At 71.2% G+C, this 24,648-nt stretch carries 25 protein-coding genes; 14 read left to right on the top strand and 11 right to left on the bottom strand.

Translation table 11 applies throughout. The features are described 5' to 3' along the window. Positions 1–27: 27 nt before the first annotated feature. The 3 genes from MQE23_RS03380 to MQE23_RS03370 all read left to right on the top strand — a co-directional run bounded on the left by MQE23_RS03380 (position 28) and on the right by MQE23_RS03370 (position 3,472). The gene (locus tag MQE23_RS03380; RefSeq protein WP_020273407.1) at positions 28–396 is read left to right on the top strand and encodes a hypothetical protein; all 369 of its coding nucleotides are present in this window, start codon (positions 28–30) and stop codon (positions 394–396) included. 472 nt (positions 397–868) lie between these two features. After that, positions 869–2,884, top strand: a complete 2,016-nt coding sequence (locus MQE23_RS03375; RefSeq protein ID WP_020273405.1) for an NADPH-dependent 2,4-dienoyl-CoA reductase — start codon at positions 869–871, stop codon at positions 2,882–2,884. A gap of 27 nt (positions 2,885–2,911) precedes the next feature. Next, positions 2,912–3,472 (top strand): PadR family transcriptional regulator, encoded by a 561-nt coding sequence (locus MQE23_RS03370; protein ID WP_020273404.1) that lies wholly within the window; start codon positions 2,912–2,914, stop codon positions 3,470–3,472. 64 nt (positions 3,473–3,536) lie between these two features. Here the strand turns inward: MQE23_RS03370 and MQE23_RS03365 are convergent, their stop codons facing one another. Beyond that, positions 3,537–4,073: a hypothetical protein gene (locus MQE23_RS03365; RefSeq protein ID WP_037669951.1), complete on the bottom strand. Its 537-nt coding sequence runs from the start codon at positions 4,071–4,073 to the stop codon at positions 3,537–3,539. 170 nt (positions 4,074–4,243) lie between these two features. Continuing rightward, positions 4,244–5,236, bottom strand: coding sequence for a fibronectin type III domain-containing protein (locus MQE23_RS03360; RefSeq protein WP_243378190.1), 993 nt, complete (start codon positions 5,234–5,236; stop codon positions 4,244–4,246). Between the two features lie 414 nt (positions 5,237–5,650). On the opposite strand from MQE23_RS03360, the gene MQE23_RS03355 reads away from it, so the two are divergent. Then, positions 5,651–6,364 (top strand): glycoside hydrolase family 75 protein, encoded by a 714-nt coding sequence (locus tag MQE23_RS03355; RefSeq protein WP_243378188.1) that lies wholly within the window; start codon positions 5,651–5,653, stop codon positions 6,362–6,364. Between the two features lie 276 nt (positions 6,365–6,640). On the opposite strand, the gene MQE23_RS03350 is transcribed toward MQE23_RS03355, so the two are convergent. Genes MQE23_RS03350 through dhaK form a run of 3 tightly spaced genes read right to left on the bottom strand, consistent with a single transcriptional unit; the run spans position 6,641 to position 8,685 of the window. Next, positions 6,641–7,051, bottom strand: coding sequence for a hypothetical protein (locus tag MQE23_RS03350; protein ID WP_020273400.1), 411 nt, complete (start codon positions 7,049–7,051; stop codon positions 6,641–6,643). Beyond that, positions 7,044–7,643 carry a dihydroxyacetone kinase subunit DhaL gene (gene dhaL / locus MQE23_RS03345; RefSeq protein WP_020273399.1) on the bottom strand — a complete coding sequence of 200 codons (600 nt, stop codon included), beginning with the start codon at positions 7,641–7,643 and terminating at the stop codon, positions 7,044–7,046. Before dhaL ends, MQE23_RS03350 begins: the two co-directional genes overlap by 8 nt. 49 nt (positions 7,644–7,692) lie before the next feature. Then, on the bottom strand, positions 7,693–8,685 hold the full coding sequence (dhaK, locus tag MQE23_RS03340; protein WP_020273398.1) for a dihydroxyacetone kinase subunit DhaK: 993 nt from the start codon (positions 8,683–8,685) through the stop codon (positions 7,693–7,695). Between the two features lie 573 nt (positions 8,686–9,258). Between dhaK and MQE23_RS03335 the strand changes: the two genes are divergently transcribed. Continuing rightward, positions 9,259–9,690, top strand: a complete 432-nt coding sequence (locus MQE23_RS03335) for an NfeD family protein (protein ID WP_020273397.1) — start codon at positions 9,259–9,261, stop codon at positions 9,688–9,690. Between the two features lie 5 nt (positions 9,691–9,695). Continuing rightward, positions 9,696–10,733 carry an SPFH domain-containing protein gene (locus MQE23_RS03330; protein ID WP_037669949.1) on the top strand — a complete coding sequence of 346 codons (1,038 nt, stop codon included), beginning with the start codon at positions 9,696–9,698 and terminating at the stop codon, positions 10,731–10,733. Between the two features lie 101 nt (positions 10,734–10,834). Here MQE23_RS03330 and MQE23_RS03325 read toward each other — a convergent pair whose 3' ends face one another. From MQE23_RS03325 to MQE23_RS03315, 3 genes are all read right to left on the bottom strand, one after another. Continuing rightward, on the bottom strand, positions 10,835–11,929 hold the full coding sequence (locus MQE23_RS03325; protein WP_020273395.1) for a glutamate--cysteine ligase: 1,095 nt from the start codon (positions 11,927–11,929) through the stop codon (positions 10,835–10,837). A 202-nt stretch (positions 11,930–12,131) separates the two neighbouring features. Then, on the bottom strand, positions 12,132–12,440 hold the full coding sequence (locus MQE23_RS03320; RefSeq protein ID WP_020273394.1) for a hypothetical protein: 309 nt from the start codon (positions 12,438–12,440) through the stop codon (positions 12,132–12,134). Between the two features lie 16 nt (positions 12,441–12,456). Next, entirely contained in the window at positions 12,457–12,870 is a 414-nt protein-coding gene (locus tag MQE23_RS03315) for an SRPBCC family protein (RefSeq protein ID WP_020273393.1), read from the bottom strand. Between the two features lie 141 nt (positions 12,871–13,011). Here MQE23_RS03315 and MQE23_RS03310 point away from each other — a divergent pair, with 141 nt between their 5' ends. Then, the gene (locus MQE23_RS03310; protein ID WP_020273392.1) at positions 13,012–13,716 is read left to right on the top strand and encodes a TetR family transcriptional regulator; all 705 of its coding nucleotides are present in this window, start codon (positions 13,012–13,014) and stop codon (positions 13,714–13,716) included. Between the two features lie 102 nt (positions 13,717–13,818). Beyond that, entirely contained in the window at positions 13,819–15,399 is a 1,581-nt protein-coding gene (locus MQE23_RS03305) for an MDR family MFS transporter (RefSeq protein WP_243382474.1), read from the top strand. 47 nt (positions 15,400–15,446) lie between these two features. On the opposite strand, the gene MQE23_RS03300 is transcribed toward MQE23_RS03305, so the two are convergent. From MQE23_RS03300 to MQE23_RS03290, 3 genes are all read right to left on the bottom strand, one after another. Further along, a complete protein-coding gene (locus tag MQE23_RS03300) occupies positions 15,447–16,346 on the bottom strand; it encodes a TauD/TfdA family dioxygenase (RefSeq protein ID WP_243378187.1) in 900 nt (299 codons plus the stop codon). Positions 16,347–16,401: 55 nt separating this feature from the next. Continuing rightward, positions 16,402–17,631, bottom strand: coding sequence for an acyl-CoA dehydrogenase family protein (locus tag MQE23_RS03295; protein ID WP_243378185.1), 1,230 nt, complete (start codon positions 17,629–17,631; stop codon positions 16,402–16,404). A 107-nt stretch (positions 17,632–17,738) separates the two neighbouring features. Next, complete coding sequence (locus tag MQE23_RS03290; protein ID WP_037669941.1) at positions 17,739–18,734, bottom strand: amino acid ABC transporter permease; 996 nt, start codon at positions 18,732–18,734, stop codon at positions 17,739–17,741. A 567-nt stretch (positions 18,735–19,301) separates the two neighbouring features. Here MQE23_RS03290 and MQE23_RS03285 point away from each other — a divergent pair. From MQE23_RS03285 to MQE23_RS03260, 6 genes are read left to right on the top strand one after another with little or no spacing between them, the layout of a single operon-like run. Beyond that, the gene (locus MQE23_RS03285; RefSeq protein WP_020273387.1) at positions 19,302–20,429 is read left to right on the top strand and encodes an LLM class flavin-dependent oxidoreductase; all 1,128 of its coding nucleotides are present in this window, start codon (positions 19,302–19,304) and stop codon (positions 20,427–20,429) included. After that, positions 20,426–20,923 (top strand): GNAT family N-acetyltransferase, encoded by a 498-nt coding sequence (locus MQE23_RS03280; RefSeq protein WP_020273386.1) that lies wholly within the window; start codon positions 20,426–20,428, stop codon positions 20,921–20,923. The genes MQE23_RS03285 and MQE23_RS03280 overlap by 4 nt, the downstream gene beginning before the upstream one ends. Next, a complete protein-coding gene (locus MQE23_RS03275) occupies positions 20,920–21,873 on the top strand; it encodes an ABC transporter substrate-binding protein (protein ID WP_243378184.1) in 954 nt (317 codons plus the stop codon). Before MQE23_RS03280 ends, MQE23_RS03275 begins: the two co-directional genes overlap by 4 nt. Positions 21,874–21,876: 3 nt before the next feature. Beyond that, positions 21,877–22,809, top strand: a complete 933-nt coding sequence (locus MQE23_RS03270) for an amino acid ABC transporter permease (protein ID WP_020273384.1) — start codon at positions 21,877–21,879, stop codon at positions 22,807–22,809. Continuing rightward, positions 22,806–23,570 (top strand): amino acid ABC transporter ATP-binding protein, encoded by a 765-nt coding sequence (locus MQE23_RS03265; protein ID WP_020273383.1) that lies wholly within the window; start codon positions 22,806–22,808, stop codon positions 23,568–23,570. Before MQE23_RS03270 ends, MQE23_RS03265 begins: the two co-directional genes overlap by 4 nt. Before the next feature lie 44 nt (positions 23,571–23,614). Then, a complete protein-coding gene (locus MQE23_RS03260) occupies positions 23,615–24,601 on the top strand; it encodes an ABC transporter substrate-binding protein (protein WP_243378182.1) in 987 nt (328 codons plus the stop codon). Positions 24,602–24,648 lie beyond the last annotated feature (47 nt).

Genomic DNA, 24,648 nt, shown 5'->3' with positions numbered 1-24,648 from the left:
GGATACGCCACGAGAGGAGCGAGCACGATGGACGAGGAGCGACCGCACCCCCACTCCGTCTCGGTGGAGATCAGCGGGTGCAGCAAGCAGGACGCCCGGATCGTGTTCGACACGCTGTGCTCCTGCTTCGAGTCCGACCGGTGCGCCGACGACGTACCCGAGAATCTGCACGAGACCCGCCCGACCGTGTGGCTCGGCACGTTCGATGTCGCCGACAAGCACGAGGGGGCGCGGCCGGCCCGGCTGTCGTCCTCCGTCGACGCCGACCTGCACGGCGGTTACTGGGCGATCGAGCAGTTCCGCATGAGGCTGGACTCGCTGTTCGACGTGCGGGACCTCAGCACGGTCTCCGGCGACCAGGAGACGGAACTGCACGTGCGCCTCGAAAGCCGGTGACCGCCCTCACGAGCTGGTGACCGCCCCACGCGAGCAGGGGCCGCCCATCCACGTCCGGCAGGCCGAGGACGGCCCGCCGCTGGGCGGCGTGCGCCACGGGCAGAGGTGCACGCGTTCGTCCACGCCGTGGAGCCCCTCGTACGGCAGACCGAAGCCGTCCGTGGCCGGGATGGCATGGCCGCCGGCAGATGCCGACGTTCCACGGCCCGCCGCCGTCGCCCCGGCCCGCAGCCCTCGCCCGCCGCGGCGGCCGGAAGCGCGCCACCGCGCCGACCGTCGCCCGGCTCGACCCGGAGTGCCCTGACGCCGCGTGCACGGCGATCCGTGCCCGGAGCAGCCCGCGCCCGTCGGCCACGACCGAGATCCCTGCTCATGGAACCGACTGTGCCCTCCATCACCTTGTGCAACTAGTTGCATAAACCGTCGGACGTCCTCTACAACTACAGACACGACACCGCGCACGGAGGGCCCGATGAGCCGTTACCCGCACCTGCTGACCCCCCTCGACCTGGGCTTCACGACCTTGCCCAACCGGGTCCTCATGGGCTCCATGCACGTCGGTCTGGAGGAAGCCGAGGGTGGGTTCGACCGCATGGCCGCCTTCTACGCGGCCCGGGCCCGGGGCGGAGTGGGTCTGATCGTCACCGGCGGCATCGCACCCAACGACGAGGGACGCCCCTACGAGGGCGGCGCCAAGCTCACCACCGAGGCGGAGGCCGAGCAGCACCGGGTCATCACCGACGCCGTGCACCGCGAGGGCGGCCGGATCGCCATGCAGATCCTGCACTTCGGCCGGTACGCCTATCACCAGGACCTGGTCGCTCCCAGCCCGCTCCAGGCGCCGATCAGCCCCTACCCGCCCCGCGAACTCACCGACGCCGACGTCGAGCGGACCATCGACGACTACGCCCGCGCCGCCCGCCTCGCCCGGCAGGCCGGCTACGACGGCGTCGAGATCATGGGCTCCGAGGGCTACCTCATCAACGAGTTCATCGCCCGGCAGACCAACCAGCGCACCGACCGCTGGGGCGGCTCGTACGAGAACCGCACGCGCTTCCCCTTGGAGATCGTGCGGCGGGTGCGCGAGGCGGTCGGCGAGGACTTCATCGTCGTCTACCGGCTGTCCATGCTCGACCTCGTCCCGGGCGGCTCCACGCTCGACGAGGTGATCACCCTCGCCAAGGCCGTCGAGGCCGCCGGCGCCACCATCATCAACACGGGCATCGGCTGGCACGAGGCCCGCATCCCCACCATCGCGACCTCCGTGCCGCGCGGCGCCTACACCTGGGTGACCAAGCGGCTGATGGGCGAGGTGTCCGTCCCGCTCGTCACCACCAACCGCATCAACACCCCCGAACTTGCCGAGGAGTTGCTCGCCGAGGGCGCGGCCGACATGGTGTCGATGGCCCGCCCGATGCTCGCCGACCCGGACTTCGTCATCAAGGCCACCGCCGGCCGGCCCGAGGCGATCAACACCTGCATCGGCTGCAACCAGGCCTGCCTCGACCACACCTTCAGCGGCCTGATCACCTCCTGCCTGGTCAACCCGCGCGCCTGCCACGAGACCGAGCTGGTGCTCTCCCCGACCCGGCTGCGCAAGCGTGTCGCGGTCGTCGGCGCCGGTCCGGCCGGGCTTGCCTGTGCGGTCTCCGCCGCCGAACGCGGGCACGAGGTGACGCTGTTCGACGCGGCGAGCGAGATCGGCGGCCAGCTCAACGTCGCCCGCAAGGTCCCCGGCAAGCAGGAGTTCGACGAGACGCTCCGCTACTTCCGCACCCAGCTCGACTGGCACGGCGTCGGCATACGGCTGAACACCCCCGTCACGGCCACGGACCTCGACGGCTTCGACGAGGTCGTCGTCGCCACCGGCGTCACCCCGCGCACCCCCGACATCCCCGGCGTCGACCACCCCAGCGTCCTCGGCTACCTCGACGTCCTGCGCGACGGCGCCCCCGTCGGCGACCGGGTCGCGATCCTCGGCGCGGGCGGCATCGGCTTCGACGTCGCCGAATACCTCACGGACAGCGGTGACAAGGCGCACGAGAACCCGCAGACGTACTTCCGCCAGTGGGGCGTCGACCTCGACTACCGCGCCCCCGGCGGCCTCGCCGCGCCCGAGCGGCCCGCCCCGCCGCGCACCGTCCACCTGCTCCAGCGCAAGACCTCCAAGGTCGGCGCAGGCCTCGGCAAGACCACCGGCTGGATCCACCGCACCGAGCTCAAGCACCGCGGCGTCACCATGGTCCCGGGCGTGAGCTACGACCGGATCGACGACGCCGGACTGCACATCACCGTCGGCGAGGAGAGCACGGTCCTGGAGGTCGACACGATCGTGCTGTGCACCGGCCAGGAGCCGCGCCGCGGCCTGTACGAGGAACTGATCGCGGCCGGGCGCAGCGCCCACCTCATCGGCGGTGCCGACGTGGCCGCGGAACTGGACGCCAAGCGCGCCATCAAGCAGGGCACCGAGCTGGCGGCCGCCCTGTAGGGCGGGACGCGTCCCTAGGATGAGGCCATGTCACTCCCGCACGCGATCCTCACCGCCCTGCTCGAGAGGCCGTCGTCCGGGCTGGAACTGACCCGCCGGTTCGACCGGTCGATCGGGTACTTCTGGTCCGCGACGCACCAGCAGATCTATCGCGAGCTGGGAAAGCTGGAGACCGACGGCCTGATCCGGGCCCTGCCCGCCGAGCAGCCGACGCGCGGGCAGAAGAAGAACTACGAGGTCCTGCCGGCGGGCCGCGCCGAACTGGCCCGCTGGACGGCCGCCTCCCAGGACCCCAAGCCGCACCGTGATCCGCTGCTGCTGCGCCTCAGGGCGGCGGCCGTGGTCGGCACCGCGGGCCTGGAGGCCGATCTGCGACGCCACCTGGAGCTGCACGAGCGGCAGCTGGCGGAGTACCAGGAGATCGAGCAGCGCGACTTCCCTCCCGGCCGGGACGGCACCGAGGACCGGCTGCGGCATCTGGTGCTCCGGGCCGGCATCGACCTGGAGACGTTCTGGACCCAGTGGCTCAGGCGCGCCCTGGCGGACTTCGCCGAACTGCCGGACGGCGAGTCGACCCGCCCGGCCTGACGGGTGTCACGGCGGCCCGCCCGACCGGAGCGCTTCGGAAGGGCGGGCCGCCGTACGTACCGGATCAGAGCCGGTACGGCCTGTTGCGCCGGCGCAGGTACCAGGCCGTCCCGAGGAGGCCGATCCCGACCAGCGTGCCGCCCGCGACGAGCGTGACGGTGCCGTAGTCGGTGGCGCTCCCGCCGGCCCCGCCCATGACACCGCGGGACGGCGAGGCCGAGGGGGACGGCGACCTCGTCGGGGAGGGAGCGGGGGAGACGACGACCGACTGGGTGCCCGCGGTGGTGCCGTCCGAGCAGATGACGATGACGGTGTACGTCCCCGCGGTGACGTTCGACCAGGCCGCGGACTGACTGGTCGACGTCCCCGACAGGGTCACCTGACGCCCTTGGGCGAAGCTGCCCTGACTGCTGGTGAGAAGCGAGGCGGTGCCCCAGCTGCCGTTGATCTGGGTGCACGCGCTGGTCGTGACCGACACCGTGGAACCCGTGGTGCTCACGGAGATGCCCGGGCCCGCGGCAGCGGGCACCGCGGCCAGGGCGAGGGGCAGGGCGGCTGCCACGGTCAGGCCGGAGCGGAGAACTGGCGATGAGCTACGCATGTCAACTGCCCTCCGGCGGCACGGTTGGCGGTACATCCCTTGCGCCGCCGAGGGTCGGGGAACGCCCGTGCTGCCTCAGGGTCAGCCAAGGTCCCCCCGGCCCCGGCCGCACGCCGGGTGCGCCCGTGCAGGTGACGGGTTCCCACAGCCGGACCACGCCCCGGAGCGCGTCAGCGCCCCGGCCCCGTCGTCACCGTCCGCTCCACCGAGAAGCCTCCCCACGTGCCGTCCGGCAGCATCGCCCGGACCCGGACCCGGTGGCTGACACCGGCGTCCCGTCCCACGTAGAAGCTGTACGTGGCCCGGTCGCGCGGCGCGCTCCCGCCGAACACGAGGGACGTGGCCCGACGGCCGTCCAGGTGGATCTCGTACTCGGCGATCGCGCCGTCCACGCGGGGCGGCACCCAGCTCAGGTCGACGTAGTAGGCCCCGTGTGCGCGGTGGCCGGTCGCCCGGAAGGCGGTCGGGGCCGTGGCGCGGCCGTCGTCCGTACCCGGGGTGGTGAGGCGGACGGCGGGACTGGCGGGGGAGACGTTTCCGGCAGCGTCCCTGGCCCGGACGGTGAACGAGTAGGCCGTGCCGGGCCGCAGCCCGGTGACCACGGTCGCCGTCTGGCCCCCGCCCACGCTGTGGATCTTCGTGCCTCCCTGGTGGACGTCGTACGACACCACGCCTCGGTCATCCGTCGAGGCGGACCAGGACAGCTGGGCCGCCCGGCTTCCGGCCGTGCGGCCGCGAGGCGCCGACGGGCGGGTCGGTGCGCGCTGGTCGTCCGGCGTGGCCGCCGGCGTCCTCGCCCGGACCTCACGGCTGGGCGGCCCGAGCCGACCGTCGGCGCCCCGGGCCCGCACGGTGAAGACATACACCGTGGCGGACCGGAGCCTGGTGACATCCACCATGTGCTCCGAACCCGGAACTTCCTTGACCTTCCTGGTGCCGCGATACACCTCGTAGGCCTCGGCCCGTGCGGCCGCGGTCCACATGACATGCACGCTCGTCGCGCTGCCCGCCGCTGCGGTGACTCCGGTCGGTGCTCCGGGCAGAGCGCCGCCGTCCCCTTCGCCCGATCCGGCCGCACCACAGGAGGCGACCAGCGCGAGGGCCCCGCAGAGCGCGACGCGGCAGAGCAGACGAGCCGGGACGGAAAGGGGAACGCCTCGCACGGCACTGCCTCCCGGGGCCGACACTCAGGAATGGTCCGGACCAATATGGCGCGGCTGACGCGGCCACATCAAGAGGGGGTGGCGAGGGGGGTGGTGTCGGCGGGCGCGGGCGCCGGGGCGTCACCCCCGCCGTTCGTGACCACCCGGAAGAGTTACGTATGCTGAGGTCCTCACGGCCGAACTCCTGGCGGACACCAGGGAGTTCGGGCCTGTCGCGCGGACCGCTGTCGTCGCAGATCCCGCGCCGGCGCGGGTGGCCGGGCCGGCCTGAGTTCTCACACGGACTCAGGCCCCCGGCCCCTGTCGGACGTTGGGGGCGTGCACCGTCCGGCCCTCCAGCGGTGGCCGGGTGATCGCGCCGGGAACAGATTGGGCTGAGTGCCCGTCAGGTTCCCCAGGAAAGGCTCCTCTATCGTGCGTGTCCAGTCGCTCACACTGGCCGCGGCCAGCGCCGCCCTGCTCGCCCCGACGACACCCTCCGCCGCTCCGCCCCGGCCGGTGGTGTGGCGCGAGGCCCCCGTCCGCGCCGCCGATCTGCTGGCCAAAGTGCGGGACTGCGCTCCGGTCTCCCGCGGCCGGTACCGCAGCGACAGCGGCCGGCCCGCGAGGATCCCGGTCTGCGGCACCAAAGACGCCGTGTTCTGGAAGGCCGACATGGACATCGACTGCGACGGCCGCCCGGGACCCCGCTGCAATCGGCGCACGGACCCCCACTACTCCGGCAGCACCGCCTACGCGCAGTCCGACGGGCGCCCCCTGAGCGCCGAACGCCTCCCCTTCATCGTTGTGCCCGCCCCGAGCCGCATCTGGGACTACCGGGAGCACGGTGTGGGCGGCGGTTCCGTCGTGGCCGTCGTCCACCGCGACCGTGTGCAGTACGCGGTCGTCGGCGACACGGGCCCGCAGGACATCATCGGAGAGGCGTCCTTCGCGACCGCCAAGGCCCTCGGTGTCCGCGCCGACCCGCACGGCGGCGGCACACCGTCCGGCGTCACCTACATCGTCTTCAAGAACGTCCGCGTGTCACCCATCGAGGACCACGCGGCGGCCGTGACGAAGGGGGAGCGGCTGGCGAGGCGATTCGTGGGCGACAGCCCAGCGCTCGACGGAGAGCCGTGGGGTCATTGACCGAGCGACGCCGAGTGCTTGACTGAGCGTCGTGGGGTCATTGACCGAGCGAGGCCGAGTGCTCGACGGAGAGCCGTGGGGTCATTGACCGAGCGACGCCGAGTGCTTGACGGAGTCGTGGAGTCATTGCCCGAGTGCCGCCCGGTGCCGGCCGGCTCATGCCGACCGCCGACGCCGAGTGCTTTACGGAGCGTCAGGGGCCCTCTACCGCCCGGCGGCCGACGGGCGCCGGGCACGCCGCTCTCGCACCCAGGCCCTGGCGCGCCCGGCCCGGTCTCACACCTTCCGGTACGTGTAGGCCTCCGCCGCGGCCGACTCCACCGCCGCCAGGTCGGCCCCGGTCGCCGCCGTGACGACCGCGGCGACGGCTCCCTCCACGAACGGAGCGTCCACCAGCCGTGTCTGCTCCGGGAGTTCGTCACCCTCCGCGAGCAGCGCCTTCACGGTGAGCACCGCACTGCCCAGGTCGGTCAGTACGGCGACGCCGGCTCCCCGGTCGACGGACGCGGCCGCCGCGGCGATCAGTTCGGCGCTGGTGCCGAGCCCGCCGCCTTCGGAACCGCCCGCCGGAGCGACGGGCACCGCCGGGCCACCGCCCGCGAGCCCCTTCGCCAGCTCGGCGACCGACGCGGCCACCTCCGCGCTGTGCGACACCAGCACGATTCCCACGAGCCGCTCGTCACTCACCGGCGGCCTCCGCGAGTCCGGCGACGAGCAGCGCCGCCGACGTGGCACCCGGGTCCTGGTGCCCGATGCTGCGCTCGCCCAGATAGCTCGCCCGGCCCTTGCGCGCCTGCAAGGGCGTCGTCGCCACGGCGCCCTCCTCCGCGGCGGTCCGGGCCGCCGTGAACGAGTCGCCCAGCGCGTCCACCGCGGGCACCAGAGCGTCGATCATGGTCTTGTCGCCCGGTGCGGCGCCGCCCAGCGTCCTGACCGCGTCCACCCCGGCCCGCAGCGCCTCGGCCAGCTGTTCCGGGCTGACCTCGGCGGCGTCCCCGAGCGCCTTGCCGGTACGGCGCAGCAGCGTCCCGTACAGCGGACCCGAGGCGCCGCCGACCGTCGAGATCAGCTGGCGCCCGGCCAGCGTCAGGACACCGCCGGGCGTGCCGGGAGCCTCCTTCTCCAGGGCCGCCGTCACGGCCGTGAAGCCGCGCTGGAGGTTGCTGCCGTGGTCGGCGTCCCCGATGGGCGAGTCGAGGGCGGTGAGCCGTTCCGCCTCCCGGTCGACGGACGCGGCGGTCGCCGTCATCCAACGGCGGAAGAAATCGGCGTCGAGCACTGGGTCTCCTTGCCTGGTAGGTACGTCGTGATCCTCTACCCCTTCCGCGTCACATGCCCCAGCGCAGACCCGGCGTCTTCACCGGCGCGTCCCACAGCCGCAGCATGTCCTCGTCGGCCTGGCAGATGGTGAGCGAGGCGCCCGCCATGTCCAGGGAGGTGACGTAGTTGCCCACGAGAACGCGGGCGACGGGGACACCGCGGGCGGCGAGCACGCGGTGTACCTCGGCGTTGAAGCCGTACAGCTCGAGCAGCGGCGTCGCCCCCATGCCGTTCACCAGGACCAGCACGGGATTGCGCGGCCTCAGGTCCTCCACCACCGCCTCGACGGCGGCCTCGGCGATCTCGCCGGACGTCATCATCGCCCGCCGCTCCCGGCCGGGCTCGCCGTGGATGCCGATGCCCAACTCCAGCTCACCGGGCGGGAGATCGAAAGTGGGGCTGCCCTTGGCCGGCGTGCTGCATGCGCTCAGTGCGACGCCGAAACTGCGGGAGTTCTCGTTGACCTGCCGGGCGATCGCCGCCACCCGCTCGAGCGGCATGCCCTCGTCGGCGGCGGCGCCCGCGATCTTCTCCACGAACAGGGTCGCGCCGGTACCGCGCCGCCCCGCGGTGTAGAGGCTGTCGGTCACCGCCACGTCATCGTTGACCAGCACCTTCGCGACCTGAATGCCCTCGTCCTCGGCCAGCTCGGCGGCCATGTCGAAGTTGAGCACGTCACCGGTGTAGTTCTTCACGATGAACAGGACCCCGGCCCCGCTGTCCACGGCGGCGGCCGCGCGCAGCATCTGGTCGGGCACCGGGGAGGTGAACACCTCGCCCGGACAGGCGGCCGACAGCATGCCGGGCCCTACGAAACCCCCGTGCAGCGGCTCGTGCCCCGAGCCACCGCCCGAGACCAGCCCCACTTTTCCGGCCACGGGAGCGTCCCGCCGCACGATCACCCGGTTCTCCACGTCCACGGTCAGCTCCGGGTGGGCAGCCGCCAGACCACGCAGCGCGTCCGCGACCACGGTCTCCGGGACGTTGATCAGCATCTTCACGGGTACCTCCTGGTGAGACTGGCACTTGCGCCTCTGCCCTCATCCTCGCAGCCCGACTCTGGCTTGACCAGTTGTCGATCTTGGCGGTTCTCGGCGTCGACAGCGGGGTACGGCGGTACGGACGCCGACTCGATACCGACCTTGATGACGGGTCGTCAGGTGCGGACGGTCTGCGGGACTCTTACGAGAGTCTGACGCGACCACCGTTCCGCATCGGCTCACCTTTCCCTCTGTCCACTCCGCTCACGTCCGCAGTCGCGGACTCCGCCGCGCAGGTGGCGGGACCGGCGGCAAGGGCGGAGGCCAGGTCGACGCCCCCATCGACCCGCTGCGTCGTTCCGTGCCGAAGGGCAGCAGCTCAAGGAGCGGCAAGTCGTGCCATCCGGTGGGGAGTTCCCCGCCGGCATCGCCCAAGGTGAGGGCCTGTTCGCCCGCCGGACGGTCCGTTCCGCCGGCCGGAACGGCGTAGGAGACAAGTCTGTGACCCGTCTCTGGGGTAGCGATCTTCGCGATGTGGGTAAAACGGATGCAAACGACCCTTCCGTGCCCGTACCGGTGAGAGGGGGGCGCGCAATGGATCCATGGCTGATCTGGTTGATCATCGCGGCCGTGCTGGCCGTGGCCGAGATCTTCACCCTGACCGCTGCGCTCGGGATGCTGAGCGCGGCCGCGTTGGTCACGGCGGGTTCCGCCGCGGTCGGACTGCCGCTGCCTTTCCAGTTCTTGGTCTTCACGGCAGTGGCCACCGTCACCCTGCTGTTCCTGCGCCCCGTCGCGCTGCGCCACGTGGTCCAGCCCCAGGCGGCACGGTTCGGCGTGGACGCCTTGGTCGGCAGGGGCGCTTATGTCGTGTCCGAGGTGACGGGCCTGGGCGGCCGGGTCCGTATCGACGGTGAGGAGTGGACGGCCCGCGCCCTCGACGAGACGCTGGTGATTCCCGCCGGCAAGACCGTCGACGTCATAGAGATCAGTGGTGCCACCGCGATCGTCTACCCACGGGACTGAGAATCATGGATACCTCCGCGTTCTTGATCGCCGGCCTGATCGTCGCGCTGTTCGCGGTTTTCACCGTGGTGCGGGCGGTCCGAATCGTTCCCCAGGCCCGTGCTCGTAACGTCGAGCGACTCGGCCGCTACCACCGCACCCTGAATCCCGGCCTCAGTCTCGTCATCCCGTACATCGACCGGGTGCATCCGGTGATCGACCTACGGGAACAGGTCGTCTCCTTCAAGCCGCAGCCGGTCATCACCGAGGACAACCTGGTCGTCGAGATCGACACCGTCCTCTACTTCCAGGTCACCGATCCGCGGGCGGCCTTCTACGAGATCGCGAATTTCCTCCAGGCGGTCGAGCAGCTCACCGTCACCACATTGCGCAACGTCGTGGGATCCATGGACCTGGAGAAGACTCTCACCTCGCGCGACACCATCAACAGCCAGCTCCGCGGCGTCCTGGACGAGGCCACCGGCAAGTGGGGGCTGAGGGTCAACCGGGTGGAGATCAAGGCCATCGATCCCCCGCAGTCCATCAAGGACGCGATGCAGAAGCAGATGCGGGCGGAGCGGGACAAGCGAGCCGCGATCCTCGGGGCCGAAGGGCAACGCCAGTCACAGATCCTCACCGCCGAAGGCGACAAGCAGGCCGCCGTCCTGCGCGCGGAGGGAAACCGCACCGCCGCGATCCTCCAGGCCGAGGGCCAGTCCCGGGCCATCGACGAGGTGTTCCAGGCCGTGCACCGCAACGACCCCGACCCGAAGCTGCTCGCCTGGCAGTACCTCCAGACGCTGCCCCAACTGGCGCAGGGAGCGGGCAGCACGTTCTGGATGATCCCCAGTGAGGTCACCTCGGCACTTCAGGGCGTGTCCCGGGCCTTCAGCGAGGTGCTGCCCCCGTCGCCGGCCACCCGCGAGAAACCCACGGACGACATGGCCGCCCAGGCCGCCGACGACACGGCGCAGGCAGCACAAGCCGCTGCCGCGGCCCTCGCCGACGCGGCCGAGGTCGATCGCACCGCCGCCGAGTCCCTCCAGTCCCAGCCTCCTCGCTGACCGCAGCCGGGGCGTGGCGCGGGAGCGGCGCGACTGGCCGCCGGGATCTCGTCCTGATCCGGGCCTGCCGGCCGTTCGAGGAGTCCGGGGAGTCCGGGGAGTCACGACATGCTGCTCTCCGCGCCGATCAGGTCGGTGACGGCCCGTATGCCGCCTTCGGCGAGAGCGGCGCGTTGCCTGTCCGCTCCGGTTCCGTTCTGGAGAAGCCGGTGGACCAGGGCCGTCACCTGCCGGGTCGCGCCGGACGCGTCGAGTGCCGGAGCGACGTGCCGCAGGAGCTGGTACAGCACGTCCCCGGCGCGGCGAGGCCTGCCGCCCGGGCAGATCAAGGTGTCGCTCAGACCGTGACGGGCGGCATGCCACAGAGCGATCTGGAGAAGCTCCGGCGGGCAGTCGGGCACCGGCGCCCCGGCGACCGTTTCCCTGATGGCCGTGTCCACGAGAGCGTGGGTCATCCCCGCGAGCATGACGGCGTCGTCCGCCCGCAGTTGAACGTCCAGGCAGCGCACCTCGACGGTGGGGTACCGGGCCGACAGGCGGGCCTGCCAGTACAACTGCCCGCTGTCCGAGATCACACCGGTCTCCAGCAGTTGCGTCACGCGCCGGTCGTGGTCGGCCACGTCACGGAAGTAGGGGGGCGCGCCGCTGACCGGCCAGCGGCCGAAGATCACGGTGCGCCAGCTGGCGAAACCGGTGTCGTGGCCGTCCCAGAGCGGGGAGTTCGCGGACATGGCCGTCAGGGTCGGCAGCCAGACCCGGATCCGGTTCAGGACCTGCACGCCGGTCTCCCGGCTGGGCACGGCCACGTGTACGTGCATGCCGTTGACCAGCTGCTCCGCCACCAGCTGGGGCGCCTGCGTGAGCATGGCCCGATAGCGGGCCTGGTCGGTGACGGCCACCGGGTGACGATGGCGCAGCGGGGGCGTTCCGCAGGCCGCGATCCGGCAGCCGTGCGCTTCGGCCGCCGCCCCGATGGCGTGCCGCAGCCGCAGCAGATGTCCCCCCGCCTCCTCCAGCGTGCCGCACACCGGCGTGGCCACCTCGACCTGCGCCTGCAGCAGCTCGCACTGCACCTCCTGGTCGGCCACGAGATGCGCCAGACCCGCCGCGGCACGCACCTTGTCGGCCAGGGGTACCGGTAGCCCGGTAACCGGGTCGAGGAGCAGGTACTCCTCTTCCACACCGATCGTCGTCATCGGTCACCCTCTGTTCTGCCCCGTCCCCGGGGCCGCATGTCACGGCGTCGGCCCGACGCTGTCGGCTCGACGCTCGCGCGTGCCCCGAGTGCCGCGGCCACGGAATGGCAAACCCCGACAAAACGGGATGCTGGAGTGACATGCGGGAGGTGTCTGACCCGGGCGGACCTGAGGCGGTACGGGATGAGGCCGAGGGGACCGCTCACGGCCGCGGGTTCGTGCGCTGCCACCGGGGGCGTGCGTCCTGGCCGCGGCGCCCGGCGACCGAGGCGCAGCGCGGGCACTGGCGCCGCACCCGGTCCGCCGCACCGCCGGACTCCGGGAAGGTGTCGGGCCAGGTGATGTGCGGGAAGCGGACCAGCCGGGAGCGGCTGAGGGACAGGCCGCAGACGGTCTGGTTCAGCCCCGGCTCCCAGGCGTGCACCTCGCCGGACGGCAGGCGGCGCCGGCCTTCCTCCTCGTCGGTCCACTGTCCGGACGCCGCGACGGCGTACTGCTTGACGCGAGCCATGGCGTACGGTCCCGGATCAGCCGGCCGCGTGGTCGACGCGCAGCCGCACCTGCTCCTCCAGGCGCTGAAGGCTTGTCTCCAGGGCGTCGCGGACCATCGTCTCGCCGGGGTCGTGGCTGTCGTCGAAGAACGACAGGTGCACCGTCACCTCACTGGCTCCGCCGCCGATGCCGGCGACCTGGAGCCAGCCCGAGTAGCTGCCCTGGTCGCGGGTGCCCCATTCGAGCCGCATCTGGTCGCGCTGCGCGCGCAGCAGGGCGGAGGTGTCCTCGTCGGTGCGGTCCTCGTGCACGGTGACGGCGGGCAGCTCCTCGGCCTCGACGTGCAGGGCCGCCGGCAGCCAGGTGTCCAACTGGCCGACGTTCGCGGCCTGGTCGAAGACCTGCTCGGGCTGTGCGGGCATCGTGCGTGAGCGTTCGTACTCGGTCATCGCGGCACCGGCCTCGCTTCGGGTTCGTTCAGCGCACCGCGTTCCCGGCCTGCCCGGCCGTAACCATCCGGGCTCCGTCTGCCGTCGGTGCCGACCGGGAGTACTTTTTGCAGAGCCTGCATCTTTGCGTACCATGCAACTATGACGGAGGGGAACCCGGCGGGCGTCGGGCTGCGCGAGCGCAAGAAGCGGGCGACCCGCGCCGCCCTGGTGGCGGCGGCGGTGCGGCTCGCGGCGGAGCACGGGGCGGAGCACGTCACCGTCGATGCGATCAGTGAGGCAGCCGGGGTGTCCGCGCGGACGTTCTTCAACTACTTCGACGCCCGTGACGACGTCTTCGTCATGATCGGCGCGGACGCCAGTGCGAGGGTCCGGCAAGCCGTACTGGCCGCGCCCGCCGAGCTGCCCCCGCTTCAGGCGCTTCGCGACGCCATGGCGACCGAACTGGCGGAAATCGAGCAGCAGCAGGAACTGTGGCGCCTGCACTCCGAGGTGCTGCGCCGCTCACCGCACCTGCTCGCGCGCAGTCTCGGCGCCCACATGGCCGATGAACTCGCCCTGGCCGAGACGCTCGCCGAGCGCATCGGCGCCGGCTCGCCGCTCTTCTCCGAGGATCGCCCGGCGCTCGGGTCGCCGGACGACGAACGCAGGAGGCGGGCGCTGGGTCTCTACCCCCGTCTGCTCGCCGCTGTCGGCATCGCGGCCGTCCGGGTCGCCGTCGAGCACTGGTGCGTCCGGCAGGACGAACTCGCCTTCGTGGACGTCTTCCGGGAGACGTTCGAGCATCTCGCAGCGGGGCTTCCGGCTCCGTCACCGGCGGGACCGGCCGGTCCGGCGGACCGGTAGGCAGCCGCTCATCGCTCCGGGACCCGTGTCCGTCCCGGTCCCTTTCGTGAAAGAGACGATGTGAATTCTTCAGCGGCGCCCGTGGAGGCGTCTCCGTCCGCCATGTCCAACCGGCAGATACTCCAGGCCATGTCGGGACTGATGGCGGGCATGTTCGTCGCCATCCTGGCCGGCACCGTGGTGTCCAACGCGCTGCCCCGGATCATCGCCGACCTCGGAGCCGGCCAGTCCTCCTACACCTGGGTCGTCACCGCCGAACTGCTGGCCATGACCGCTACCGTGCCGCTGTGGGGCAAGCTGTCCGACCTCTACAACAAGAAACTGCTGCTGCAGCTCTCCCTGGGCCTGTTCGTCGTCGGCTCGCTGCTGGCGGGCTTCTCCCACGACGTGGGGCTGCTCATCTTCAGCCGGGTGGTCCAGGGCATCGGCGCCGGCGGTCTCACGGCGCTCGCGCAGGTCGTCATGGCGGCGATCATCCCGCCGCGCAGGCTGGGCAAGTACGCGGGAATCTTCGGCGCCGTGTTCGCCGTGGGCACCGTGGCCGGTCCGCTGATCGGCGGCGTCCTGGTGGACACCTCGTGGCTCGGCTGGCGCTGGTGCTTCTTCATCGGTGTGCCCTTCGCCTTGCTCGCCATCGCCCTGCTCCAGCGCACGCTGCACCTGCCCACCGTCCGCCGCGAGGCGAAGATCGACTACCTGGGCGCCTTCCTGATCGTCGCGGGTGTCTGCGCGCTGCTGATCTGGGTCACGCTCGCCGGGAACGAGTTCGACTGGGCGTCGTGGCAGACCGCCGCGCTGACCGGCGGGGGAGTGGTGCTGCTGGTCCTCGCGGTACTCGTCGAGGCGAAGGTCGCCGAGCCGGTCATTCCGCTCGGCATCTTCCGTAACCGGACGGTGGCCCTGACCACCGTCGCCAGCCTCCTCGTCGGTGTGGCCATGTTCGGCGGTACGGTCTTCCTGTCGCAGTACTTCCAGGTCTCCCTGGGCAAGTCCCCGACGATCGCGGGTCTGATGAGCCTGCCCATGATCCTCGGCCTGCTGGTCTCCTCCACCGTCGCGGGGCAGATCATCAGCGCGACCGGCCGATGGAAGGTGTACCTCGTCGTGGGCGCCGTCACCATGACCGCCGGTCTCGGACTGCTGTCCACGATCGGGCCGGACACCCACTTCGGGCTCCTCAGCTTCTACATGGCGGTCATGGGCATCGGTGTCGGCATGCTGATGCAGAACCTCGTGCTGGCCGCGCAGAACGACGTCCCGGCCGCCGAACTGGGCGCCGCGACGTCGGTGTTGTCCTTCTTCCGCAGCATGGGCGGCACCATCGGGACCAGCGTGCTCGGCGCGATCCTGGCCAACCGTGTCGCCTCGGAGATGACCAAGAGCCTGAAGGACGCGGGCGGTGCCGTCGAGGGCGGAGGCCGGGCCGGGCACGGAGGAGTGCCCGACATGACCGCCCTGCCGGCGCCGATGCGGGAGATCGTGGAGCACGCCTACGGGGTCGCCACGGCCGAACTCTTCCTCGTCGCCACCCCCTTCGCGGCGCTCGCGCTGATCGCCGTGCTGTTCATCAAGGAGAAGCCGCTGAAGAACACCAGCGGCATGGAGCGGCTCTCCGAGGAGTCGGCGGACACCGGCAAGACCGCCGCGGGCGGCCCGCTCCCGCGTGTCGACGCCGACGCCTGACGGAGCGCCAGGGCCGTCGGCGGGGGCACGTGTCCCCTTCCGGCGGCTCAGGCCACGGCAGGGGTGTAGTGGGAGGCGTCGTCGCCTTCGAGGACGTGGCTGAGGGTGCCGTCGACACCGGCGGGGACGTCGCCCGCGACCGTCACCCGGTGCAGCAGGCGCGGCAGGTCGCCGTAGTCGTCGGGGGCGTAGTGCTGGGTGATGCGGTTGTCGAACAGGACGACGTCGCCCGGTGTCCAGGCCACCCGCACGATGTTCTCCGGGCGGGTGACGTACGACTGGAAGATGCGCAGCAGGTCACGGGATTCGGACGAGCCCAGACCGACGATGCTCTGGGCGAAACCGCCGATGAACAGGCCTCGTTCCCCGGTCTCGGGGTGGACCCGGACGACCGGGTGGACAGTGCGGTACGCGCGTGAGACGAACCGCTTGCGGTACTCGGCCGCCTTTTCGCTCTTCGGGGCCGCGTAGTCATAGGCGTTGGTGTGCACGGCCCACAGCCGGTCCGCCAGCTCGCGCAGCGGCTCGGGCAGATCCCGGTACGCGGCGGCCGAGTTGGCGATGAGGGTGTTGCCGCCGTAGGGCGGGACGACGATGCCGCGCAGCGTGGACGCCTTCGGGGGCGTACGGACGAACGTGACGTCGGTGTGCCACACGTTGGAGCGGATGCCCTCGTCGGCGTCGACGGGCAGGATCCGGGGCTGCCCTTCGACGGAAGGCACGGTGGGGTGGGCGGTGGTGAGCTCGCCGAAGAGGGAGGCGAAGCGGAGCTGGCCCGCGTCGTCGAGGTGCTGATCGCGGAAGAGGAGCGCCTTGTGCTCCAGGAGCGCGGAGCCGATCTCGGAGACGAGGGCGGGTTCGAGGTCGCCGGAGAGATCCACGCCGAGGATCTCGGCGCCGATACGGCCGCCGATCCTGCGGACGTCGAAGCCGGTGCTGGTGGTCATGTGCGGGGTCCTTTCCTGCGGATCCGTCATGCGGGGTCCGTCATGCGGGGTCCGTTCAGACGGGGAACACGAACGGAGGGTGCGCACCGTTGAGGAAGTAATCCCCGACATCGCGGAGCCGGTGGGTCACGGGTTCGTACAGGGTGTGGGTCCGGGCATTGCGCCAGAAGCGGTCGAAGCCCAGCCGTGAGGACGCGGAGCGGGCACCGATGATGTCGAGGGCACGGGCGGTGGACTCCTGCACGGCCCTGGAGGCGGCGGCTTCGGCCATGGCGACGAGGACGGAGATCTCCGCGTACTCGTCGTAGCCGAGGTCCTCGCCACGGGCCAGCCCGCCGTGCACGGCTTCCCGCGCCTGGTCGGCGAGGGCGGACGCGGAGCGGGTGAGCACGGTGAGTTCCCCGTACACGGTCAGCACCTGCGGGTCCTGAGGCGAGCCGACCGGCCAGTCCGGGTGCCAGAGGGACCGGCCGGTCCTGCTGTACTCACGGGCCTCGGCGAGCACTCCCTCCGCCATGCCGAGACGCAGTTGCACCGAAAGGAGCCGCCCGACCGGGGACACCAATGCCGTCAGGGGCGACAGCACGTCCTCGTCCGCGGCCAGCGAGCCCAGGACGTCGTCCGCGGCGATCGGTACGGCGTCGAACTCCACGCTTCCGCCGGCCGCGAGCCGTTGCCCGAAGGGGTCGGCGTCGCCGTCGACCACCACGCCCGGCAGAGCGGGATCGACCACGACGGCGAGTGGTTCGCCGGTGTCGGCCCGCACCGCCCGCGCGGCGAGGCGGTCGGCGACCAGGACACCGGCGGCGAAGCTCTGCCGACCGGTCAGCACATACCCCTGCCCGTCCCTGACCAGCGTCAGAGCCGGTTCCTGACGTGCCAGACCACCGCCCCAACACCACTCCTCGGCCGCGGACCGCTGCTCCAGCCGGGCAGCGAGAGCGGGCTCGGTGAAGAACCGGGCGCTCCACGACATGAAGTAGTGACAGCCGAGCAGTTGGCCTATCGCGCCGTCGGCCGCGGCGATCTCCCGGACCACCGCGTACGCCGTCGGCCAGTCCGCGCCGCCGCCCCCGAGCGCGGCCGGCACGAGGAGTGTCAGCAGTCCTGACTCGCGCAGCCGGGACACCTCGTCGAACGGGGGCTTGCCCGCCTGGTCCCTGGCCACCGCGTCCGTGGCCAGGTCGTCCGCGGTCTCGCGGGCCACGCGCAGCCAGTGACCACTCCCGGGCCCGGTCCGGTCCGATTCCGCGTCGGAGTCGGACGGCGCAGGGGCAACGCCCATGGCAGAGGTCTCCTCAAGTCGATGGTTGAGGCACGCACATCATCCTGTGCAGCGCCGCCGGGCCCCGTCAATACTTCCCTAGTAATTCTATAGGAAAAGTAGGGAAGCTAGAGGCGCAGGGCACGGCGATATGCGGCCCATCGCGTCCGCCCCGCCGCGACCAGCCGCTGCACAGGAGTGGGCGGCAGGGCCCGCGCGGCGCCCCGCGCGTAGTGACGCTCGACATAGAACTGCCCCACACCGAGCACGGTGGTGACGGCGATGTACCAGAGGGTGGCGACCATCAGCAGCGGGATGACCTGGTAGGTCTGGTTGTAGACCAACTGCGCCGAGTACAGCAGGTCGTGCACGGCCAGCACGCTGACGATGCTCGTGCCCTTCAGAGTGCCGATCAGCATGTTGCCGGCGGTCGGCACGATGGAGCGCATCGCCTGCGGCACGACGATCCGCTTCAGGGCGCGCACCTTGCCGATGCCCAGGGCCTGGGCGGCCTCCGTCTGCCCCGCGTCCACCGAGAGGATCCCGCCGCGCACCACCTCGGCGGCGTAGGCGGCCTCGTGCAGGGTCAGGCCGATGACGGCTGTGAGGGCGGGTCCGAGCAGGTTCACCGTCTTGACGGTGACGAACTGCGGACCGAACGGGATGCCCAGGCCGAGCGTCGGGTAGAGGGCGCCGATGTTGAACCAGAACAGCAGCTGCACCAGCAGCGGGGTGGACCGGAAGACCCACACATAACCCCAACTCAGGGTGCCCAGAACCGGGTTGGCCGACAGCCGCATCACGGCCAGCGGGATGCCGAGCAGGAAACCGAGCACCATCACCACCCCGGTCAGCCACAGGGTCAGCAGCAGCCCGTCGAGCACGGCGGCACTGGTGAAGTACTGGCCGACCACCTCCCACTGGAAGGCACGGTTGCGGACGACGGAGTTGACCGCCATCGCGAAGAGCAGCAGTGCGACGGCGGCGGACAGCAGGCGGCCGAGGCGCCGGCGCGGCACGATCCGCGGCAGGTCTTCGGAATTCGCACCCTGCGTGACCGGCGCAGGCGGAGACGCAGACGCAGGTGCGCGGAGGGATGCGGCGAGATCGGACGGCGAGACCATCAGAAGGCTCTCCAGGGAGGGAAGCACGGCGTGGATACGGGATCGGAGCCCGGCAGGGGCGTCATCACGCTCGCCGCGTCCCTCAACGCGGTGCCGTCGATCGTATGGGGCCGACGCACACAGGTGTCAACCACACAGGTGTCGACCACACAGGAGCCGCCCAACTGCCGTCCGCCATCCGGGCCGTGGTTGACGGAACGTGAGTCGTCCTGCTCAAGTATTCGCATGAACGCCGAGCAGCGCCTGGTCACCCGTGGCCACATCGACTTCGGTCGGGTGTGGTCCGCGGCGTGTTGCGCCTGACCCGGCAGCGGGCCGTCTGACCGGCCCTTTCCCTCCCTCGGTGTCCCCGTCGCGGGCCGAGTCATCTCCCTGACACGCGCTGCCGTCGCCGCCCCACCTCGTCCGGGGCCCACACCCCGGCGTCATCACACCCGCTCTTCACCCGCATTCCCCTGCCCTGAGGCGCCGTCGTTCCCGACCGCGCCGCGGGCCGCCCCGCCGCGCCTCCCCGCCCCGGCACCGAACTCGGCACGGCACCAGAGGACTTGAGGAAAGGCCATACCCATGCCCGTGGAGTTTCTTGGCATCGCCGCCACCAACGACGGCTCCGAAACGACCCCGCGCTCCGGCGCCGCCTTCGACAAGGAGTACACGCTCCGGCTCGCCCGGGCGCACGAGGAGCACGGCTGGGACCGGGTGCTGTTCGCCTACGGCTCCGGATCACCGGATCCGGCACCGGCCGCCGCGTACATCGCGAGCCGGCTGGACCATCTCCAGATCCTCCTCGCCCACCGGCCCAACGTCTCGTACCCCACCTTCGCCGCCAAGACCTTCGCGACCCTCGACCAGATCAGCGAGGGGCGCCTGACCGTGCACTTCATCACCGGCGGCAACGACCACGAACAGGGCCGCGAGGGCGACACCCTCAGCAAGGACGAGCGCTACACCCGCACCCGCGAGTACATCCGCGTCGTCAAGAAGATCTGGACGACGCACGAGCCCTTCGACCACGAGGGTGAGCACTACCGTTTCCACGACTTCGTCAGTGACGTCTTCCCGGTCCAGCAGCCCCGCCCGAACGTGTCGTTCGGCGGCTCGTCGCCCGCCGCGTACGCCGCCGGGGGCGCCGAGGCCGACGTCTACTGCCTCTGGGGAGAACCGCTGGAGAAGACCGCCGAGCAGATCGAGGCCGTGAAGGCCGCGGCGAAGGCGGCGGGCCGCGCCGACGTGCCGCGCATCCAGGTCGCCTTCCGCCCGATCATCGCCCCGACCGAGGAACTGGCCTGGGAGAAGGCCCACCGCACGGTCGGCGCCATCAGGGAACAGGGCACGGCCGGGCTCAAGCGGCGCCACCGTACCGACGCCCCGCAGAACGCCGGCTCGCAGCGGCTGCTCGCCATCGCCGAGGCGGGGGAGCGCTACGACCGCGCCCTGTGGACCCCGACGGCCGCCGCGACCGGCGGCGCGGGGAACTCCAACGCCCTGGTCGGCACTCCGGAGACGGTCGCCCGGGCCCTGCTCGACTACTACGACCTCGGCGTGGACATCCTCTCCGCCCGCGGCTACGACCTGCTGGGCGACGCCATCGACTTCGGCCGGTACGTGATCCCCCTCGTCCGCGAGGAGGTCGCCAAGCGCGACGCCGAGCGCGCGACCCGCGGGACGCAGACCCTCGCGGCGGTGAACGGGTGACCTCCGCACCGGAACTGACGTTCATTCACGTGCCCGTCTCCGACCCTCGCGTAGAACCGCTGCTGCGCGAACTGGGCCACGAGTACTCGACCCGCTACGGCAGGGACGCGCACGCCGAGATCGCGCGCTACCCCGACGACGAGTTCACCGAACCGCACGGCGGTCTGCTCCTGTTGCTGCTGGAGCGGGGCGAGCCCGTCGCGGGCGGCGCCTTCCGCCGGTACGACCTGGCCACGGCCGAGCTGAAGCGGATCTGGACCCACTCCGCCCACCGGCGGCGTGGTCTGGCCCGGCGCGTCGTCGCCGAGCTGGAGCACGAGGCGGCCCTGCGCGGCTACCGGCGGATCTTCCTCACCACCGGCCCGCGCCAGCCCGAGGCCCGCGCCCTGTACCTGGCCACCGGTTACACCCCGCTGTTCGACACGGAGGCCGACCCGGAGTCCATCGGCCCGCTGCCGTTCGAGAAGCACCTGCGAGAGGCCCTCACCCCGTGAACACCCGAACGAGCAGAACCCGTCCGCGCGGCACCGCCGCCCTCGCGCTGCTGCCAGCCCTGGCGCTGACGGCCTGCGGCTCCGGCGGCACCGCCGGGACCGGTCCGGTGGGCGCGCAGTCGCCCGCACCGACCTCCGACCCGGTCGCCGCCGTACGCAAGGTGGACTCCGTCGCCGCACTGCTGCCCGCCGACGTACGCAGGGCGGGCACGCTGCGAATCGGCAGCTCCATCGGGACCCCGCCCGGGGCCTACTACCCGGACGGGCCCGGCAAGCCACCCGCGGGCCAGGACATCGACATCACCGAGGCGGTGGCGAAGGTCCTCGGCGTGAAGGCGGTGCGGCAGGACGCCTCCTTCGAAACGATCCTGCCCGCCCTCGGCAGCGGCAAGTACGACGTCGGCACCGGCAACTTCGGCGTCACGACCCAGCGCCTGAAGACCGTCGACTTCGTCACCTACATCAACGACGGCCAGGGCTTCGCGGTGAAGAAGGGCAACACCACGCTCAGGAAGAAGGTCACCGACCTGACCCAGCTGTGCGGCCTGACCATCGGCACCGGCGCCGGCACCACGTTCGAGACGACCCTCACCGCGCAGAAGGGCGTGTGCGCGAAGACCGGCAAGAAGCCGTACGAGGTGAAGGTCTACTCGGAGACCGGGGCGACGCTCACCGCGCTCCAGCAGGGCCGCATCGACGTGATCATGTCGACCATCAACGGGCTGCGCCACCAGGCGGCCCAGCCCGCGGCGCAGACCACCTTCCTCGGCGAGTACCACCGCCTCGACGTCGGCTTCGCCTTCCGGAAGGGCTCCCCGCTCACCAGGGCGTTCCAGGCGGCCGTCGACGAGCTGATCGACGACGGCACCTACGCCCGGATCCTCGGCAAGTGGGGCACCACCGCCTCCGCGATCGACACCTCGCGGATCAACCCGCCCGAGCACAGGTGACCCATGAGCAGCGACACCATCACGGAACCGGCCACCACAGCGGCCGGCGACCCGGCCGAACCGAAGGTCGTACCCACCCGCCACTACGCCCGCTGGGCCGCCGGCGCCGCCGTTGTCGTGCTGGTCGCCCAGTTCGTCCACGGCCTGGCCACCAACCCCGTCTGGGAGTGGCACGTATTCCGCGACTACGTCTTCTCCGAGACGATCGTCCAGGCGGTGTGGGTGACCCTCCAGCTCACCGCCTACGCCACCGTCCTCGGCTTCCTCCTCGGCACCGTGCTCGCCTTCATGCGGCTGTCGCGCAGCCCGGTGCTCTCGACCGTCGCCTGGACCTACATCTGGATCTTCCGGTCCATCCCGATGATCGTCCAGCTGGTGTTCTGGTTCAACCTCAGCGCCCTCTACCGGGAGTTGGGCGTCGGCATCCCCTTCGGGCCGGTGTTCTGGTCCGTCGACAGCAACACGCTCATCGGCACCATCGGCGCCGCCGTCATCGGGCTGACCCTGCACCAGGCCGCCTACGCCGCCGAGATCGTCCGCGGCGGCGTCATCGCCGTCGACCACGGACAACTGGAGGCAGCCGCCGCGCTGGGCATCCCCCGGTTGCGGCAGATCCGCCGGATCGTGCTCCCGCAGGCCATGCGCGCCATCCTGCCCACCGCGGGCAACGAGATCGTCGGCCTGCTCAAGGGCACCTCGGTGGTCTACGTGATGTCCATCGGCGAGCTCTTCTACCAGGTGCAGGTGATCTACGGCCGCAACGGCCGGGTGATCCCGCTGCTGCTGGTCGCCACCGCCTGGTACGTCGTACTGACCTCCGTGCTGTCGGTCGCCCAGTACTACGTGGAGCGCCGCTACGCCCGGGGCGCCGACCGCACCCCACCGCCCACCCCGCTCCAGCGCGCCCGGCGCTTCGTGACGAAGGAGAGCACATGAGTGCCGTCATGGTCGACGTCCACGGCGTCCACAAGAACTTCGGCCCCCTTCAGGTGCTGCGCGGCGTCGACCTGACGGTTCGCGCCGGCGAGGTCACCGTGGTCCTCGGCCCGTCCGGCTCGGGGAAGTCCACGCTCCTGCGCACCATCAACCACCTGGAGAAGGTCGACCGCGGCTGGATCAGCATCGACGGCGAACTCATCGGCTACCGCCGCTCCGGGAACAAGCTGCACGAGCTCAAGGAGAAGGACGTCCTGAAGCAGCGCACCCACATCGGGTTCGTCTTCCAGAACTTCAACCTCTTCCCGCACCTGACCGTCCTGGAGAACCTCGTCGAGGCCCCCGTCTCCGCCCTGCGCCGCCCGCGCAGGGACGCGGAGGAGACCGCCCGCCGGCTGCTGGAGCGGGTCGGGCTCGCCGACAAGACCGGTGCCTATCCCCGGCAGTTGTCCGGCGGCCAGCAACAGCGGGTCGCCATCGCCCGCGCGCTCGCCCTCGAACCCAAGGTGCTGCTCTTCGACGAACCCACCTCGGCGCTCGACCCGGAACTGGTCGGCGAGGTCCTCGACGTCATCAAGGACCTGGCCCGCACCGGAACCACCATGATCGTCGTGACCCACGAGATCGGCTTCGCCCGCGAGGTCGCCGACACCGTGGTGTTCATGGACGGCGGCGTCGTCGTGGAGCAGGGCCCGCCCTCGGCCGTACTCGACGCCCCGCGGCACGAGCGCACCCGCGCCTTCCTCTCCAAGGTCCTCTGACCACCGACCCGTCCCGCACGGTCCCGCACGCAAGGAGCACCTCCGTGACCACTCTCGTCCCCCGCCGTACCACCACCGCGGCAGCGCTCGGACTCGTCGGCGCCCTCGTCCTCGCCGCCTGCGCCAACCCGACCGACGGCGGCACGGCGGAGGTCGCGGCCACACCCGGCAACGAGACGAAGATCAACATCAGCCCCGACCAGAACCGTGTCACCACCGGCAAGGTCGACTCCATAGCGGCCGAAGTCCCGGAGCGCATCCGCAGGAGAGGCACCCTGGAACTCGTCGCCTCGTCCGGCTCCGCGGCGCCCCTGACCTTCTACGCCACGGACAACAGGACCGTCATCGGCGTCGAGCCGGACATCGCCCACCTGGTCGCCGACGTCCTCGGTCTGAAGGCGCACCTCAACACCGTGTCGTGGGAGAACATCTTCGTCGGCCTCGACAGCGCCAAGTACGACGCCGGCCTCAGCAACATCACCGTCACCGAGGAACGCAAGGAGAAGTACGACTTCGCCACCTACCGCGAGGACAACCTGGCCTTCGAGGCGAGGAAGGGCAGCGGCCTGAAGGTCACCGGGCCCCAGGACGTCGCCGGAAAGACCGTCGCCGTGGGCAGCGGCACCAACCAGGAGAAACTGCTGGTCGAGTGGTCGGCGGAGAACAAGAAGGCCGGCCGGAAGCCGGTGGACATCAAGTACTACCAGAGCGACAGCGACACCTACCTCGCCCTCCAGTCCGGCCGAATAGACCTCTACCTCGGCCCCAACCCGACCGCCGCCTACCACGCGGCCACCACCGGCAGGACGGAGGTCGTCGGCACCTACTCGGGCGCCGGCGCCCGGCTCCAGGGCCTCATCGCGGCCACCACCAAGAAGGACAGCGGACTGGCCGAGCCGCTCGCCGACGCGCTGAACCACATCATCGACAACGGCACGTACGCGAAGGTGCTGAAGCGCTGGGGCCTGTCCGGCGAGGCCGTGACCAGGTCGGAGATCAACCCGCCGGGCTTGCCGAAGACCGGCAGCTAGCCGTCCGCCTGCCCGCAGTCCCGCCCACCGACCGCTGAGGAGCACCC

It is taken from the genome of Streptomyces sp. HP-A2021, from assembly GCF_022807935.1.
In the GTDB taxonomy this organism is placed as follows: domain Bacteria; phylum Actinomycetota; class Actinomycetes; order Streptomycetales; family Streptomycetaceae; genus Streptomyces; species Streptomyces afghaniensis.
This window is presented reverse-complemented; position numbering and strand designations above follow the sequence as displayed.